We start from the raw sequence: 17731 nt of genomic DNA, 5'->3' as shown, positions 1-17731 counted from the left end.
CTCATTTAATTTAATTGCATTTACCGATGTTATTTTTCTAGTGCAAGGGTGTGATGTTTATTGCAAATAACAGATTTACTTCCAAAATAAACTAAGAGCCATAGCAAGCTTGGATCTACCTTTGAACACACAAAATATTCTCAGGTAAAAACTAAGCTCTCACTTAAACCGGGAGTTAACCCCCCAGTCTCGCAAAAGTCCAGAGGGATTATCCCAGTTTTAGTTGTTTATCAGGCTTTTAAAACGTTAACCTTTGTGGGCTAACTTTAGGTGCATTTTTCTGCAAAATCTCGGGCAAGAGAAATTCAGAATCATCTGCGGCACTTTTGTGCTACCTCTTTTTACCATGAATCACAACTTAAGAACAATTATGACACTAACTCTTCGTCAAAATCAAGTTGTAATCAAGCATTTTTTTGTAAGCTTTAAGGCTTACAAGATGAAGTTATTCGGACAATCCACCACCACAGCCAAAAATTTGGCTTATAAACCAAATTTTTGCTAAATATAAATTTTTTCTCTGTTTTCTAGCAGGTTATCAATTAACCACAAAGTTGTCAGAAGAAAATCTTTAAAAATCCCAAAAATGGGCAAATTTTGGATTTTAAGACACTAGATCAGCCAAGCTAGATTTATCTATGGCCAGATAATTTTGCTAAAGATGCGAAATTCAGCAACTAGCAACTTTGCTTAGGTAATCAGAGGATTCTTCTAGCAATCATCAATCACTTATACACCTCTTATCAAAATAAATAAACAGATGTGGGAATTGCTTGTTCAGCATTGATTATTTATTTGGAGTCAAAGCGGATAGTTATATCCAAAACAGCATAGGTGCATAGAAAGCAGAGATCAAAGTTTTTAATTCTGTAGTGCGTTTTTGGAGGTGAGCAGATGCTAAGTGAGTCGGCTTCAAAAAACTAACCTATGTGACAAAATGTAAAATCAGTAAACAACCTATAAATTCGTTGTTCTACAGTTTTTATAAAACTAAACATACATAGGTTTTATCATGCCGAGTTACTTATCTATGTATCAATGTATTTGCTAGGACTTACGCAATAACTCTCTGAAACTCTTATTCCTTTGTGTCCAACTCTTACGAGACGCCTCCCGAATGCGTCCTTCTCCCAGGGGGAGACGCTAAGGCAAATGGGGTTCGTTTTTTCATTATTTTGCGTAAGTCCTGTTTGCGATCGCTTATTTGCCGCCAAACTTTCGGATTCTCTCTTAGGTGTCTTATTGTGGCAATTGGCGCCAGCCAAGCATAGCAAGCATTCTCCAATCATCATCCAATAGGGTTCGATCCTCCAACCTACGCCAGTCGCCATAGGGAGGCACTCCGTTAGTTGCCTATTCTCCACCTTGAAGGAAAGCCAACACTGCAACATTGGATGAAATGAACATTATTCACAAAGTTGGATGCAACACCCACTAATATTGTTCACTTACAAATCCACACTAGTGTCGCAAGTCAAAAGTTACCCGTGATTTAATTCTGCCCTTTCTGGCTGTAATGAAATAGTAGGTTTAAGTAAGCTGGTGCGAAAAAACATAAGTATGTTACGAAACGTAAAGAAACTTAAAACCCTTAATAATGAGCAATACAACTCTTGGAACTGAAATACTTTTTAGTACCAATTATTTGCGAAGATTCCCCTCTAGAATTTATGCAAAACTATATTCTGTATAGCCAATTCATGAATTTTCCTTACCTGAATAAAGCGCAAGTTAATATAGACTCATACAGAACTGCTATATGTGATCATTCTCAAATAAATTATGGAATGGCAAGAAAGTGTTCCTGGAATAAAATAGCAGCTAAAATATGCAATACATTTGGAGTTTATTCATATATAATTCCTATAGAAACAATAGATTATAATGATAGTTCTTAGGCTGTAATCATTGTAATTTGCTAACTTAGAAATATCTCGAAGGATGAGAAAAACATATCTGGAATAATAACCGGAATAGGTTCTTCTCTTTAACATATCTGGGGGCTGTAAGTCTTATGCCTTTAGGAGTATAACGCTTTTTTCGGGTATTTAGATCCGAAAAAAACGTTCGTGTGAATTGTTTTAAGTCCCAGATCCTATTTTTTAGAATTCGGTATATCCAGTTGTATACAGACATGATAATTAGATGTTGATTTTTTTTTCTAAAGATATTGACTTATCATTCAATTAACTGTACATTAAGTTTGTAAGACAAAAGAATAGTTTTTGTAACATCGCCGAAGCAGCGAAATAAAATTTACAGGTAATATCAATACTTCTAGAGGCATAAAGATTTTCACAATTACTAAGAACATCCTGTGATCATTCTAAGTTTATTGACACAGATTCAATATCTCTGTGTCAATAAATAGCTGTAACTCAATAGAGGCAAATTGAATGAATACTTATTTCGATAGCTTGATAACTCAGCACGATTTTTCAACGTTAGTTGAATTGCTGCTTTACAGAGCGCAAAATCAATCTGAACAGAAAGCTTATACTTTTTTACAAAGTACAGAGGCAGAAGCAGCATCGTTGACTTATAAAGAGTTGCATACGCAAGCACAAGCGATCGCTGCTAGTCTCCAGGCTCTAAATCTTGTCGGTGAACGTGCTTTGCTCTTATATCAACCGGGTCTAGATTTCATTGCTGCTTTCTTTGGATGTTTATATGCAGGTGTTATTGCTGTTCCTGCATATCCACCCAGACGAAATCAAAAATTGTCCAGGTTGCAGGCAATAGCCGTAGATGCCCAAGCCAAGATTGTACTGACTTCTAAATCTATTTTAGATAGCCTCCAAACTAGCTCCAATCAAGAAGATTTAGAAATTTCTGGATTACATTGGCTAGCTACCGATGAGTTGAGTAACGATCTAGCACAAGCATGGCAACCGCAAGAATTGAGCGGTGATACCTTAGCTTTCCTCCAGTACACATCTGGCTCTACAGGGACACCAAAGGGTGTGATGATCACTCATGGGAATCTCCTGCATAACGAGCGGATGATCGAGAAAGCCTTCGGACATACAAACAAAACTATCGTTGTTGGTTGGTTACCTGTTTTCCATGACATGGGACTCATTGGAAACGTCTTGCAACCCTTATATTTAGGCGTTCCTTGCATTCTGATGTCACCAGTAGAGTTTCTCCAAAAACCAATTCGCTGGTTGCAAGCAATATCTCACTACAAAGCTACAACTAGTGGCGGCCCAAACTTTGCTTATGATCTGTGCATTCGCAAGGCAACACCCGAACAATTAGCGGCTCTCGATCTCAGCAGTTGGGAGGTTGCTTTTACTGGTGCGGAACCCGTCCGTGCTGAGACTTTGGAGCAGTTTGCTGCTACTTTTGCGCCTTGTGGCTTTCGCAAAGAAGCATTTTACCCCTGCTATGGGATGGCAGAAACCACTCTGATAGTAACTGGGGGTGAAAAAACAGCTTTACCAATCACTTGCAACGTAGAAAAAGCAGCATTAGAGCAAAACCGAATTCTCAAGCAGCATCAGAGTCACGGAGATACCCTGACGATAGTCGGTTGTGGGCAAAGTCCTGCTGATCAGAAGGTCGTTATTGCTGATCCCCAATCTTTAACGATGTGTACTCCTGAACAAGTGGGAGAAATCTGGGTAGCAGGCCCGAGTGTTGCTCAAGGTTATTGGAATCAACCTGAACAGACAGAGAAAACTTTCCATGCTTATTTAGCAGATGCAGATGTTAGCGATAGTGCCATTCCATCAGGCCCATATCTTCGTACTGGAGACTTAGGATTTATGCTAAATGGGGAGTTGTTTATCACAGGGAGACTCAAAGATGTAATTATCATTAGAGGGCAAAATCATTATCCACAAGATATTGAACTGACTGTTGAGAAAAGCCATCCAGCCTTGAAATCTGATTCCGGAGCAGCATTTTCCATCGATTTTAAAGGTTCCGAACGACTAGTTATTGTTCAGGAAGTAGAGCGGAGTTACTTGCGCAAGTTAAACGTTCAAGAAATTGTCGGAAATGTCAGACAAGCAGTGATTGCACAGCATGGACTGGATATATTCGCTACTGTACTCATCAAGACTGGAAGTATTCCCAAAACCTCTAGTGGCAAAATTCGCCGTCAAGCTTGTCGAACGGCATTTCTTGCCGGTACTTTAGATGTTTTAGAGGATTGGAGTGAAAATCCTGGGAACAAAGCTAAGTTTAGGGATCTAGAAGCAGAGGTTGATTCTGTTCTCAAGCAGTTAACACCTACTAAGCAGCTATAGATACTGGGACAGGACTGACGCAAAGGTAAGGTCAAACCAACCACAGAGTCCGCTCCAGAAGCCAGTGCATCCTTGCGGTTAAGAGACTTGTACCCTTCGGGGATCTTGCTAGGCGCAGCGTCTCTCCTGTGTGTACACCCTAGTACCGTGCGGTGTAAATACACATACCATCTCTAAGCCTTTGGAGCAGCCAAATTTTCCTAGCTTTTAATGGTCTGCTTATTTTTGCCAAGCTGTAGTAGCTTCTCAAGACAGGCATGGTTGCAGTGAAAAAATTGGGTAGCATCAAAATTAAACCCATTTGATTGTTGAAACATCTAGTAGATAAGGACTTAAACTATGACAACGCAAAATATTGAATTGAATACCACATCTACACCTGCACTCAAGCAGATGCCAACAGCAGCAAATATTCAAGCATGGATAGTCTCTTATCTAGCTGACTTGTTGGAAGTCGATTCAGATGAAATCGAAGTCACAATCCCTTTTGACCGCTATGGTTTAGACTCTTCAGCAGCAGTGGGTTTGACAGGTGACTTAGAAGACTGGTTGGGATGTGAACTTGATCCAACCCTACTATACGATTACCCAACTGTTGAGGCTCTAGTTAAGCATTTAGTCTCAGAGTTAAAAGCTGAAAATTAATCTCATTCTCTTCATATTTAGTGTCATTCAGGAGAAAATCATGGTAACTATAAACAAGACTCTCGAACCATTACAAGTCCAAGAGCCAACTCACTTCCATCGCATCGAAAAAACTTACCAAAATAATCAAGACTCAGATTATACTGAAAAAATTCAAGAACTGGGTCATGAATTTAATTACGCCAAAAACAGCAATTGTTATTGGAGTAAACCTGACCTTTCGCTTCTCTATGGGACTCCTCTTTATGATGCTGCTTCTGACACCCAAAAACTAGCACTTAACCATCTTTATTGGGTTGGAAACTATAACCATACTGCTGTTAGCGAAGCAAGTACAAGTATCTACAACATGGTCACATCTGGTGTTTTTCGTGCCGTTGGTGGTTATGAAACACTTTGTGATGAACTGGACTTTGAAACCGATCAGGAAAGCCACCACATTCGTGCCTTTCAAAAGATTGGTTACAAATCGAAAATGGCTATTGTCGGTAAAACCATATTAGGTAATTCCCTCTATAGCAAAACAGAAAAAGACAATAATTGGCTTAGTCTTTTGATCCCTCAACCTGTGCGGGACTATTTCACCTCTAGTCAAGGAAGTTCTCCCTTTTCGATCCAGCGAGACAATACCTTAAGCGCGATCGCTAAGACAATGTTGAGCGATAAAAAGCAATATTACTCTCAATATTTGAGGAATTTAGAAGAAAAAGGTCAGCCGATTCCCGCACCAGCAGATGGACTAGCAGGGCGAATCGCACCCCGCTACTGGTTACGGTTTTTCACTGTTCACTGGGGTATGTCGCCCTTTATGGCGTGTCAGTACTATTCCTTGCGCTACACCGCTAATGCAATTCTCAAAAATCAAGAGTATCCCTACGTCAGATATTACCGAGAGTTAGAGCAAAAAGGCGAGTATATTCCCACCCCAACAGCTGTTTCTTATTACCACTTATTGGACGAGGCTTTCCATACCACCATCTCTCAAACCATTGCTAGAGATATGTATAAGGACTTTCCGAAGCCAACTGCTTACGAAAAATTTATCTCTGGGTTGATAGTCTATCAAATCCAACGCAACCTTTTGAGCGGACTTTCTGGAGTCTTACCTGGTCGTTGTGTTTACGATGACGAGATGTTAATGCTCTTTTACTACAAGCTTTTAAAGTCTCCCTTATTCAACATGGAAACCAAAGAAGCACTCAATTGGATGGAAAAATGTTTCTGTCAAGAACACGAAGGTTTTCAAACTGGACTGAAATATCATCAAAGTCTTTTGGAATTGATGCGGAGATTATTTAGCCGCCTAGACTATCAGTGGTCTGTCAACCGTGACATGGGAATTATGGCTGCTGGAGCTTCTATTGAGAAAGCAATTCAAAACAATATTCCCGTCTTTAAAGAGTTCTCCAAATCGGTTTTAGCTCAAGACAGTTAAAACAATTCCTAAGTACAGATGCAGCATAAAATCGTGGCGAATTGAGGGTTGAAATTTAAACGCATAGGCGCAACTCTACCAGACGCACTCGCGTTCGCCTTCCCGTAGGGTAGGGGCGCAAAGGGAAGCGCATAGGCGCAACTCTTGGAGACGCACTCGCGTTCGCCTTCCCGTAGGGTAGGAACGCAAAGAGAATTCGCTACGAATTTATCAAATATTGTACTAACGGGACTTCCAAATATAAAAATATCCCAAAAACTCTCTGTTCCTGATTCCTGTGTGTTCTCTGTCTTCTTGGCGTCTCTGTGGTTCGTTTATTTGGGTAATTTATTTCTTGGAAATCCCTAATTCGCAATTCGTAATTCAATTCTCAAGTACGAATTAGTAATTAGTTAAAGAGGGGTATAGTATTTTGACAGAACCCATAGCAATTGTTGGCATTGGTTGCCGTTTTCCCAAAGCTAAAAATCCTGAGTCCTTTTGGCATTTATTGCGTGATGGAGTAGATGCGATCGCCCAAGTACCATCAGAACGATGGGATATAGAGGCCTTTTATGAGTCTCAGCCAGCGACACCAGGAAAAATGAGTTCCCGATCGGGCGGTTTTTTGGATCAGGTAGATTTGTTTGATCCCAGCTTTTTTGGAATTTCTGCCCGCGAGGCAGAACACATGGATCCCCAACAAAGATTAGTATTGGAAGTAGCTTGGGAAGCTTTAGAAAATACTGGACTTGTACCAAAAACTCTCGCGGGTAGCCAAACTGGGGTGTTCATCGGTCTTACTAACGCTGACTACCACAAAATTATCTACAAAGACTCTTCCCAGATCGGTGCATATAGTGCCACAGGTACCACCCCTTGCATTGCCGCCAATCGTCTATCCTACTTGCTAAATCTGCGTGGCCCCAGTATGGCCATAGATACGGCTTGTTCTTCGTCATTAGTAGCAATTCATTTAGCTTGCCAGAGTTTGCGAAACGGAGAGTCGAATCTCTGCATTGCTGGAGGAGTTAACTTGATGTTGGCTCCCGAACCTGCGATTTCTTGCTCCCAAGCTCAGATGATGGCTCCTGATGGTCGGTGTAAGACCTTTGACGCTAGTGCTGATGGTTATAGCAGAGGAGAGGGTTGCGGCGTAATCGTCCTTAAGCGTCTAGAGGATGCCGTGGGTGATGGAGACAACATTTTAGCGCTGATCAGAGGCTCGGCAGTCAACCAAGATGGTACGAGTAATGGACTGACAGCTCCAAATGGCCCTTCCCAGCAAGCAGTTATTCGTCAAGCGTTGGAACAGGCTGGAGTGGCTCCAGCGCAGATTAGCTATGTAGAAGCTCATGGCACTGGCACCTCTTTAGGAGATCCAATTGAGGTCAAATCCCTGAAAGCCGTACTGATGGAAGGTCGTTCCCCAGATCAACCCTGTTGGATTGGCTCAGTCAAGACCAACATTGGTCATTTGGAAGGTGCTGCTGGCATGGCTGGCCTGATCAAGGTGATCTTACAAATGCAACAACGGGAAATTGCCCCCCATCTCCACCTCAAACAGCTTAATCCTTATATTTCTCTGGAAGGGACACCTTTTAGCATCCCTGTTGAGCGCCAGCCTTGGTCTTACTCTGGAAGTCGTTTGGCAGGGGTGAGTGCTTTCAGCTTCGGTGGCACCAATTGCCACATAATTTTAGAAGAAGCCCCGATCGCAACCCCAGTCACGAGTCAAGCAGAACGCCCTCACCACATCCTCACCCTATCAGCAAAAACTGCTCCGGCTCTAACGGAATTAGCACAAAAGTATCAAGATTTCTTCGCGTCTCATCCAGAAGTATCTTTGGGGGATGTCTGCTTCAGTGCCAATACAGGGCGATCGCATTTTGAACATCGTCTAGCTGTTGTTAGTGCATCTGCTGAACAAATTTCTCAGCAATTGAGTGCTTTTGCTGCTGGAGAACATACTCCCGGCCTGAAAAGTCAGCAACTAACTAAAAAGAAGTTACCGAAGCTAGCATTTTTATTCACCGGTCAGGGATCGCAGTATGTCGGTATGGGTCGCCAACTCTACGATACTCAACCGATTTTTCGGCAAGCGATTGACAAATGTGCCGAAATTCTGCACCCCTATCTTAACCAGCCTTTACTTGAGATTCTCTATCCCCAAGCCGGCAAATCTTCGTCTTTAGATGAAACTGCTTACACTCAACCAGCCTTGTTTGCTCTGGAATATGCTCTGTTTCAGTTATGGCAATCTTGGGGGATCAAACCAGATGCAGTCATGGGGCATAGCGTCGGTGAATATGCAGCTGCTTGTGTCGCCGGGATATTTAGTTTAGAAGATGGTCTAAAGCTGATTGCCGAACGCGCTCGTCTGATGCAGGCGTTGCCCCAAGGTGGTGAAATGGTGGCGGTAATTGCGTCGGAAGCTTTAGTAACGTCAATTATTCAACCTTATGACCAAGTGACGATTGCTGCGATTAATGGCCCGAAGAATATTGTAATTTCTGGCGATCGCCACGTGATCGAAATAGTCACCAACATCCTTTGCGCCCAAGGAATCACGACCAAAAAGTTACAAGTTTCTCATGCCTTCCACTCTCCTTTAATGGAGCCAATGCTAGGTGAGTTTGAGCAAGTAGCCAAAAATATTACCTACTCTTCACCTAAAATTAGCCTAATTTCCAATCTCACTGGTCAACCAATTACAGATGACATCGCTACCCCTGAGTATTGGTGCAATCATGTGCGCCAGCCAGTACGATTTGCAGACAGTATGGAAGCGGTGTATCAAAGGGGCTACAAGATATTTGTCGAGATCGGCCCCAAGCCAATACTCATGGGAATGGGTCGTTATTGTTTACCAGAAGCAGAGGGAGTTTGGCTACCTAGCTTGCGTCCGGGACGTGAAGATTGGCAACAAATTCTTGACAGCTTGGCGGTGTTATACAGCAGTGGGGCGATGGTAGACTGGAATGGCTTTGATCGAGACTATGCCCGTCATCGAGTGGTGTTACCAAATTATCCATTTCAACACCAGCGCTATTGGTTTGAAGCAGTTAATCATGGACATTCAAAAATAGAGTCTTTATCCCCAGATCGGATCCAGACTCAAATCTTCAATCTTTTGCATCAAGGGGAGACTCAACAACTAGCAAAATACTTACAAAGTGCAACACAATTCTCTCAAGAAGAAATTAAAGTACTGCCTAAACTGCTAGAAATATTAGCCAAGCAACATCAACAACAATTAACAGCAGCATCTTACAAAGATTGGCTCTATGAAGTTAGTTGGCAGCCCAAGTCACGTCAGTTGGCACAAATCAGCGCTCAGGAACCTGGTAGCTGGATGATTTTGGCTGACGGCTGGGGTGTTGGACAAGCCCTAGCCGATCTTTTACAAGAGCGGGGTGAAAGTTGTTTTCTGGTCTATCCTGGGGACAGCTATCAAGTCCAAGAGTCTGGAATTTGGAGTGTTAATCCATCGAACCCAGCCGATTTTGAGCGGCTTTTCCAAGAGGTAGTGGGAACTAACAAGTTACCCTTAAAAGGAGTTGTTCACCTGTGGAGTTTAGAAGCAGGATTAGCTTCAGAATTAACCATCCCTTCAATACAAAACATTCAGGTTCTTGGTTGTGCCAGTACCTTGCATCTAGTACAAGCTCTGGCCTCACGCCTAGCTTCGCCCCGTTTGTGGTTAGTAACCAGAGGAGCAGTACCAGCAGTATCCTCATTGCAAGCACCAGCCCAGGCTTCTTTGTGGGGATTGGGTAAAGTTATTGCCTTGGAACATCCCAAGTTGTGGGGAGGACTACTAGATTTGGCTCCCGATGCTCCAAAAGATGAAGCAGGAAATCTGTTAGCAGAGATTTGGGATTCTCAAGGGGAAGACCAAATTGCCTTCCGAGAAGGAAGGCGTTATGTGGCTCGCCTCATCCGCAGCGAAGTTCCAGAGGCTCGTTCAATATCTCTGCGATCAGATAGCACATATCTGGTTACCGGGGGGTTAGGAGCATTAGGTCTAAAAGTAGCACAGTGGATGGTAGAGCAAGGGGCGCGGCACTTAATGCTGACTGGACGCAAACAGGCATCTGCTGAAGCCCTCCAAGCGATCGCTCAGATGGAAGACATGGGAGCTAAGATAGCGATCGCCCAAGCTGATGTCGCCCAATGGAGCGATATGGTTAGAGTATTCGAGGATATTAAAACCTCGATGCCGCCTCTGGCAGGAATTATACACGCTGCTGGTATGCTCCACGATGGCATCCTCCGACAGCAGGAGTGGAAATCCTTCGAGCAAGTTATGGCAGCAAAGGTCAAAGGAACTTGGATTCTGCACACCTTGAGTCAGCAGTTACAACTGGATTTCTTTGTCACATTTTCCTCGGCTGCGGCCTTACTAGGTTCCCCAGGTCAAGGAAATTATGCAGCCGCTAACGCTTTCATGGATGCGTTAGTCGATTATCGCCGAGGGTCGGGACTGCCAGGATTGAGCATCAACTGGGGACTTTGGAAAGATGCTGGCATGGCTACAAGTCTGGGAAACCGCGACCAAGCCAGATTAGCTGCTCAAGGAATGGAGTCAATACCACTAGAGTCGGGATTGCAGATATTAGGAACTTTGCTAGGACAAAATAGAACTCAAGTAGGAGTATTGCCAGTCAACTGGTCTAAGTTCTGTCAACAATTTCCTGAAGGTGTGGTTTCACCATTTCTGCAATCTTTCATTGCCATAGATCAAAAACCATCGTTGCAGCAAACAAAATTTTTACAGCAGTTGGAGACAACCCCTGTTAATGGGCGGCAAACTGTTTTATTTGCTCACATCCAAACTGAACTTGTTAAGCTTTTAGGGATTGATGCATCGGAATTAGAGCCGCAACAAGGTTTTCTTGATCTCGGAATGGATTCTCTGATGGCGGTGGAGTTGAAGAACCGTTTGGAAAGCACTCTGAGTTGTTCTCTACCTGCAACTTTAGTTTTTGACTATCCCACAATCGAAGCGCTGGTCGATTATCTACTTAAAGAAGCGATACCTTTCCTGCAAAACGCTACGCGAACGGTAAGCTTCTCTACGAGACGCTCCGCGAACGCTAACGCATCTTTAATTTCTGATGAATCTGCCGTAGATTCACAACAAAACAACCATGAGGAGCAAGTTGGAAATGAGTCATATTTAGACGATTTATCAGACAGCGAGGCCGAAGCACTGCTGCTTGGTAAATTAAATAGCATGAGGTACTGAACAAATGAATTCAGAACAAGAAAATACTGTATCACCCATTAAGCGGGCACTTCGGGCGATTGAAGACCTGCAAGCCAAAGTTGACCAGTTGGAGTACGCCAAACGAGAACCAATTGCCATCATTGGCATGGGTTGCCGATTTCCCGGTGCTGACAATCCAGAGGCATTCTGGCAACTGTTACGCAACGGAGTTGATGCCATTACTGATGTTCCTGCCGATCGCTGGGATCTGGAAAAATTCTATGACCCAGATCCTGATGCTCCCGGCAAAGTGTGTACCCGCAAAGGCGGTTTTTTGACTCAGGTAGATGGCTTTAACCCAGAATTTTTTGGGATTTCAGCTAGGGAAGCAGCAAGTATAGATCCTCAACAACGACTCTTATTAGAGGTTGGTTGGGAGGCTTTAGAAAATGCAACTCTTGCACCGGAGCATTTGTATAACAGTTCTACAGGAGTATTTGTCGGCATTTACCTCAACGATTACAGCAAGGTAATGTCGGCAGCAGGAGACTCAACCCAAATCGACGCTTTTAGTGCGATCGGTAACTCCTTGAGCGTAGCGGCTGGGCGCTTGTCGTATATTTTAGGGCTAAAAGGCCCGAGTATGGCGATCGATACTTCTTGTTCTTCTTCATTAGTTTCAGTACATTTAGCTTGTCAAAGTTTGCGGTTGGGAGAGTGCCATGTAGCCCTCGCTGGCGGAGTTGGCTTAAATCTCGTCCCAGACACCAGCATTGCTCTTTCCAAGTCGCATATGCTAAATCCTAACGGTTGCTGTCAAACCTTTGATGCGGCTGCTAATGGCTTTGTGAAAGGAGAAGGGTGTGGTGTCATCGTCTTGAAGCGTCTCAAAGATGCTTTGGCTGATGGGGACAATATTTTAGCCTTGATTCGGGGTTCTGCGGTGAACCACAATGGTCGCAGTAGTAGCTTGATTGCTCCCAATGGGATGTCTCAGCAAGCTACCATTCGCCAAGCTTTAGAAAATAGTGGCGTAGACTCAGCCCAGATTGACTATGTAGAAGTTCAGGGTACTGGGACATCAGTTGGAGAACCGATTGAAGTGGCAGCTTTGGGGGCAGTGTTTGGTAAAAATCGTCCTGAAGACAAACCTTTGGTTATTGGTTCAGTAAAAACCAACATTGGTCACTTAGAACCCGCTTCTGGCATCGCCAGTTTAATTAAAGTAGTGCTGGCTCTGCAACATGGAGAAATTCCACCCCATCTGCACTTTCAGCAGCCTAATCCTCACATAAAATGGGATGAATACAGCCTAAAAGTTCCCACTGAGCGGATGCCCTGGAATGTAGGAGCAAAGCAGCGACTGGCGGGAGTGAATACCTTTGGTTTTAGCGGCACGAACGCTCACGTAATCGTCGAAGAAGCTCCGATTTCCGAAGCAGCGCCAAGATCAATAGAACGCCCCCTACACCTACTAGCACTATCAGCCAAGACAGAGGAAGCTCTAATCCAGTTAGCCGAGCGGTACGAGAAGCACTTGGTTGCTAACCCAGACTTAGCTTTAGGAGATATCTGCTTTAGTGCCAATAGCGGGCGATCGCACTTTCAGCATCGGTTAAGTGTGGTAGCATCTTCATCTACCGAACTTTATGAAAAGTTAGCCGCCTTCCGCGCTGGGCAAGAAGTCGCAGGGTTATTTAAACAAAAAGTGGCAGGTTCTCCGAAAATCGCCTTTATTTTCACAGATTTTAGCTCCCAGGATTTAGAAATGGGGCGTCAACTCTACGAAACTCAACCTACCTTCCGGGCTGCCCTCGACCATTGCGATCAAATCCTCCGTACTTACATAGAGCAACCATTACTAGAGATACTTTCCTCTAAATCTCCCCCTGCCCTCTTTTCCCTAGAGTATGCCCTTTTCCAATTATGGAAATCCTGGGGTATAGAACCCACCACAGTTATGGGTAACAATATTGGGGAATACGTTGCCGCCTGTGTAGCTGGAGTTTTCAGCTTGGAAGATGGCTTGAAGTTAGTTGTCAAGTCCCAAGAGGATGATTTTCAGCAAATCGCTAGAGAAATAACCTACTCCCAACCACGAATTTCCGTAGTTTCTCATCTAACTGGTGAAATAGCTACCCCTGAGTATTGGTGTCAGCAAGTACGACAACCCGTGAACGCCGCTAGTGTGAATATTTTAGTTCAACAGGGCTATGAAATATTTGTAGAAATAGGTAGCGATCGCTTGTCTAAGAATGAAAAAGTTTCCCTTCCAAGTCTGCATCCAGAAAAACAAGATTGGCAACAGCTACTAGAAAACTTGGGGAGTTTATATGTACATGGAGCAAAAGTAGACTGGTTAGCTTTCGATCGCCATTACTCACATCAACGTCTGCAATTACCAACCTATCCCTGGCAGCGAAAGCGCCACTGGTTTAGAGCTAATCGTAATGAGCAAAAGAAAGTTGAGAGCATCTCCCCGAATAAATCTCTCAATCATGGAGACTTCAAACAATTAGTCAAGCAGTTAGAAATGACCGCAGAACTTTCACAAGCAGAGTTGAATTTGCTGCCGAGACTGATTGAACTATTAGAAAAGCAACAGACCAAAACTGAGGAGGAAACTAACATCACATTACAGCAATTAAATCTTAAATCTTTGACAGCAGAAGACATTCAAGCTTGGTTAGTTAGCCAAATTGCCCAAGAACTGGGAGTAAAACCCGATGAAATCAATGTCCGCATACCTTTTGACAGTTACGGATTAGATTCCGTCCTAGCGATCGCGATCGCTAGTGCTGGAAAACAATTCCTCGGACTTGATATGTCCCCACTTCTGTTAGTGCATTATCCCACAATAGAGTCACCTTCACAGCACTTAGCCAAAGAAGTAGAAGCTTCAGAATCAGAAACCTTTGAAATTTAAGTTAAGCATTTCTTACTCTCTTTCTCTCTTTCTTTCTTTGCGTCCTTTGCGTCCTTTGCGGTTCGTTCAAAAAAATTACTTTTAGCCAAGCCTACTGACACATAATTCATTCCGACTCCAGAATTCTATTTAAATAACAACAAAAATGGTGAATCTATGAACGTATCAGAACTTTTGGAAAATCTTAATCATCAAGGCGTTCAGTTGTGGGCCGATGATGATAAACTCAAGATTAATTCACCCAAAGGATTACTAACACCAGAAATTCGCACAGAACTAGCTGAACGCAAAACAGAAATTCTCGCCTTTCTCCAAAAAAGTACCGATGCCATCAGTGATAGTTATACAAACAAAACTCAAGACCTGAGTTTGCAAACAATTGGTCGTTTGATTGGTGGTTATTGTCGGAAAATTACAGGCTTTATCCCTCCTGTCATCGATCCAAAAATGATGGCAAATAGGCTAAAAGTTACCTTTAGACCTTTGCCTAACGGTTACAAAGAAGAAACAGTTTTACAATTTAGAAAAGAGTTAGAACATAAACTGCAAGAAAACGGAGTTCAGATTATATCTTGGGAAGAAGCAACTAAAGAGTTTAACTACGAAATTACTATTCCTTTGGTTAACTGGAAAAAAAATATCACCACAAGGGTAGTTAAATCAGGTGTTAATGCTGTCGTAGACGTTGAAAAACATCCTTCTTTATTTGGGAAAGCCAAGATACTTCTAGCAGAATTACTCTATCGATTATATTCTCATTTTGTTTTCAACAAAAACCCGATATCTGCTTCCAAAATCATGCAATTTATCAGTTGGGCTGAAGAGAGCGTCCAACCACTTGAAGACCCGACAAATACTCAAGCGATCGTTTTAACCAAACTGAATCCCAAGCTAGTTGATCCCAAAATACCTTATCAACAAAAAATTCCCATTGGTGTAAATACCCTAATTAAAAACTTTTCGGAAATTGTGATTGGGGTTGACAGCAGCAATATATCAATCTTAAACATGAACCTTTCCGACTCGGTATTTTCTACAGAGTTACTTGACGAGTTCGTTTCTAAGTCATTAATTCCGAAAATATTTGTCCCAATTCAACCATTACCTTTAAGTCGATTTGAGATTGGTGAATATGACGCTCAAACATCTGTATATGCTGCTCAACTAGTCAAGTTGGGTAAAGAGTTAGCATCAACAGACTTACTACCCTCTGGTTTTAAAATTAACGATGTGATGAAAAGAAAGTCCCATCGAGATATTGTAGACTGGATGATAAATGGTAGAACAGGAGTTTCTTACGGTTTTGTTGCTTATGCCGAACCACCACAATATATAGGTGATCTAGAAATATCCGAGAGGGAGTGGGAAAGCTTATCAACAATCGCCGGATTCGGCCCTGATGAACTGCGTCAGAATGAAATTGGTAGAAGGTATATTAAAACCCAGATTGCAGGAGAATACCTATTTAAACAAATACCAGACATCTGGCTTGCTAGTTCTCGTTCCGGCTCAAATAAAACCAACCTGAATTTAGAAACAGACGTATTTAGGATTGGATTACAAGACAGATTATTACTCCAGTTACCAAAAGGACTTGATTCTGGAGCGGGTGAGATTAAACCATCTTACGATATCTATGTGATGGTGGCGATCGCTCTGGCTGCTGCTTTATATGCACCACAGTTAATTAAAAATGGAATGCCAATGGTTCATTTCCACGGATATCCTTCAAAAGAGTGGTTGCAACCCCATGAATACTGCACTGGAGTTCAAAATCCCTCAGTTCCTTGTGGAACTTATGAATCAGGGGTTTTTAATTTCTTAGGTATATACAATTTAGTGAATAAATATGGCAGCAATATTGCCTTAGCAAGTCTGATCGAACCAGATCATGGCACAAATATCATCGCCTCTGACTGGGAATATTTACTCGCCAGAATCAAAACTGGAGTTGAACAGGAACAAATTGAACTGGGTGGCAAACATTTCCCTTCTCTCAAAGAGAGCATTAAGTAGGTCGGCGCAATTAAAGCTAACTGGCTAAGGCTGTCATTTGTCCTTTGTCATTGGTCACTAGTAAAGATTTTAAGGCTATTTACGTTTTGTAACATACTTTGATTTTTTCGCGCCAACTTACTTAACTGCTGAACTACTGGTCTGTCAAGGGAAGTTTGTGGGGTTAAATGACGAACCGCAAAGGCGCAGAGAACACAGAGAGAAAGAGGGAAAGATTTTAAAATTTGGTTTACTGAGGAAGGTTGACTTGGCGAACTACTCGGTTGGTACTGAATGAAAGAGGATGTAAAATCATGTCAATTATTGCAGGTCAGACAGTACTTTTGACAGGAGCCTCACGGGGCATTGGGGTATTTATTGCTCGTGCTTTGGCAAAAGAAAAGGCGATTATAGTCGGTGTTGCGCGATCGCAAGAGGCACTGGATCAAGTAGCGATGGAAGTCAAAGCTTTAGGAGGTCGCTGGTTAGGTATTAGATATGACCTTACTCAACTAGAAAATCTGCCGAACCTGATTCAGCAAATTAACCAGTTTGCAGGGCCAATTGACATTTTGATTAACAACGCAGGTATAGAGATATACAGAGAATTCCAAGATTATTCTACCGCCGAGTTGCAGTCAATATTAACAATTAACTTGCTATCGGGGATGGAATTAAGTCGTTTGGTACTGCCAACGATGTTAGCTCAAAAGAGGGGTCACATTGTTAATATTGCTTCTCTGGCTGGTAAAAAGGGAAACCCATACAACAGTGTTTACTCTGCTAGCAAAGCTGGTGTCGTTATATGGACTGATGCACTCAGACAAGAGTTAGCAAACACTGGCGTGAGAACTTCTGCAATCTGTCCGGGATATGTTTCTGGTGAGGGAATGATTGCCGATACTGGCGTACCCATACCAAAGTTAGCAGGTACATCTAAACCAGATGATGTAGCAAAAGCCGTCATCCGCGCTATTAAGCAGAATCAGGCAGAAGTGATTGTCAATCAAGATTTGATCACAGCAACTATATCAAAGCTGTTGATGGCCCTGTGGCAAATTTTTCCCAGATTTGGAGACACAGTTTACCACTGGATGGGAGTAGGTAAACTCAATCAACTCCGCATCGAAAATCAAAAGCGCGTTGCGTTGAAATCTAGTGAAAGCAAATCAATGGTAACAGCAACATCAGACAAAACCACTCAAAGATGACATCGCTGAATTTAGATATGAAATTTATAGGACTTACGCAAAACCCCTCTCAAACTCTCATTTCTCAGTGAC

Annotated in this window: 7 protein-coding genes; all 7 read left to right on the top strand. The window is 42.7% G+C overall.

Annotation, left to right across the window (positions count from 1 at the left end; all coding sequences use genetic code 11):
• Window positions 1–2396 precede the first annotated feature (2396 nt).
• The 7 genes from LC605_RS09200 to LC605_RS09170 all read left to right on the top strand — a co-directional run bounded on the left by LC605_RS09200 (window position 2397) and on the right by LC605_RS09170 (window position 17659).
• The gene (locus tag LC605_RS09200; protein ID WP_229547256.1) at window positions 2397–4256 is read left to right on the top strand and encodes a fatty acyl-AMP ligase; all 1860 of its coding nucleotides are present in this window, start codon (window positions 2397–2399) and stop codon (window positions 4254–4256) included.
• 339 nt (window positions 4257–4595) lie between these two features.
• Window positions 4596–4901, top strand: a complete 306-nt coding sequence (locus LC605_RS09195; RefSeq protein WP_229547255.1) for an acyl carrier protein — start codon at window positions 4596–4598, stop codon at window positions 4899–4901.
• Window positions 4902–4941: 40 nt separating this feature from the next.
• On the top strand, window positions 4942–6336 hold the full coding sequence (locus LC605_RS09190; RefSeq protein ID WP_229547254.1) for a hypothetical protein: 1395 nt from the start codon (window positions 4942–4944) through the stop codon (window positions 6334–6336).
• 412 nt (window positions 6337–6748) lie between these two features.
• On the top strand, window positions 6749–11566 hold the full coding sequence (locus LC605_RS09185; protein ID WP_229547253.1) for a type I polyketide synthase: 4818 nt from the start codon (window positions 6749–6751) through the stop codon (window positions 11564–11566).
• A gap of 4 nt (window positions 11567–11570) precedes the next feature.
• The gene (locus tag LC605_RS09180) at window positions 11571–14453 is read left to right on the top strand and encodes a type I polyketide synthase (RefSeq protein WP_229547252.1); all 2883 of its coding nucleotides are present in this window, start codon (window positions 11571–11573) and stop codon (window positions 14451–14453) included.
• A 156-nt stretch (window positions 14454–14609) separates the two neighbouring features.
• Complete coding sequence (locus tag LC605_RS09175) at window positions 14610–16469, top strand: hypothetical protein (RefSeq protein WP_229547251.1); 1860 nt, start codon at window positions 14610–14612, stop codon at window positions 16467–16469.
• Window positions 16470–16762: 293 nt separating this feature from the next.
• Complete coding sequence (locus LC605_RS09170) at window positions 16763–17659, top strand: SDR family oxidoreductase (protein WP_229547250.1); 897 nt, start codon at window positions 16763–16765, stop codon at window positions 17657–17659.
• Window positions 17660–17731 lie beyond the last annotated feature (72 nt).

It is taken from the genome of Nostoc sp. CHAB 5836, from assembly GCF_020829445.1.
In the GTDB taxonomy this organism is placed as follows: Bacteria; Cyanobacteriota; Cyanobacteriia; order Cyanobacteriales; family Nostocaceae; genus Nostoc.
The sequence above is the reverse complement of the archived record's forward strand: the minus strand, read 5'-3'. Positions and strand labels throughout refer to the sequence as shown.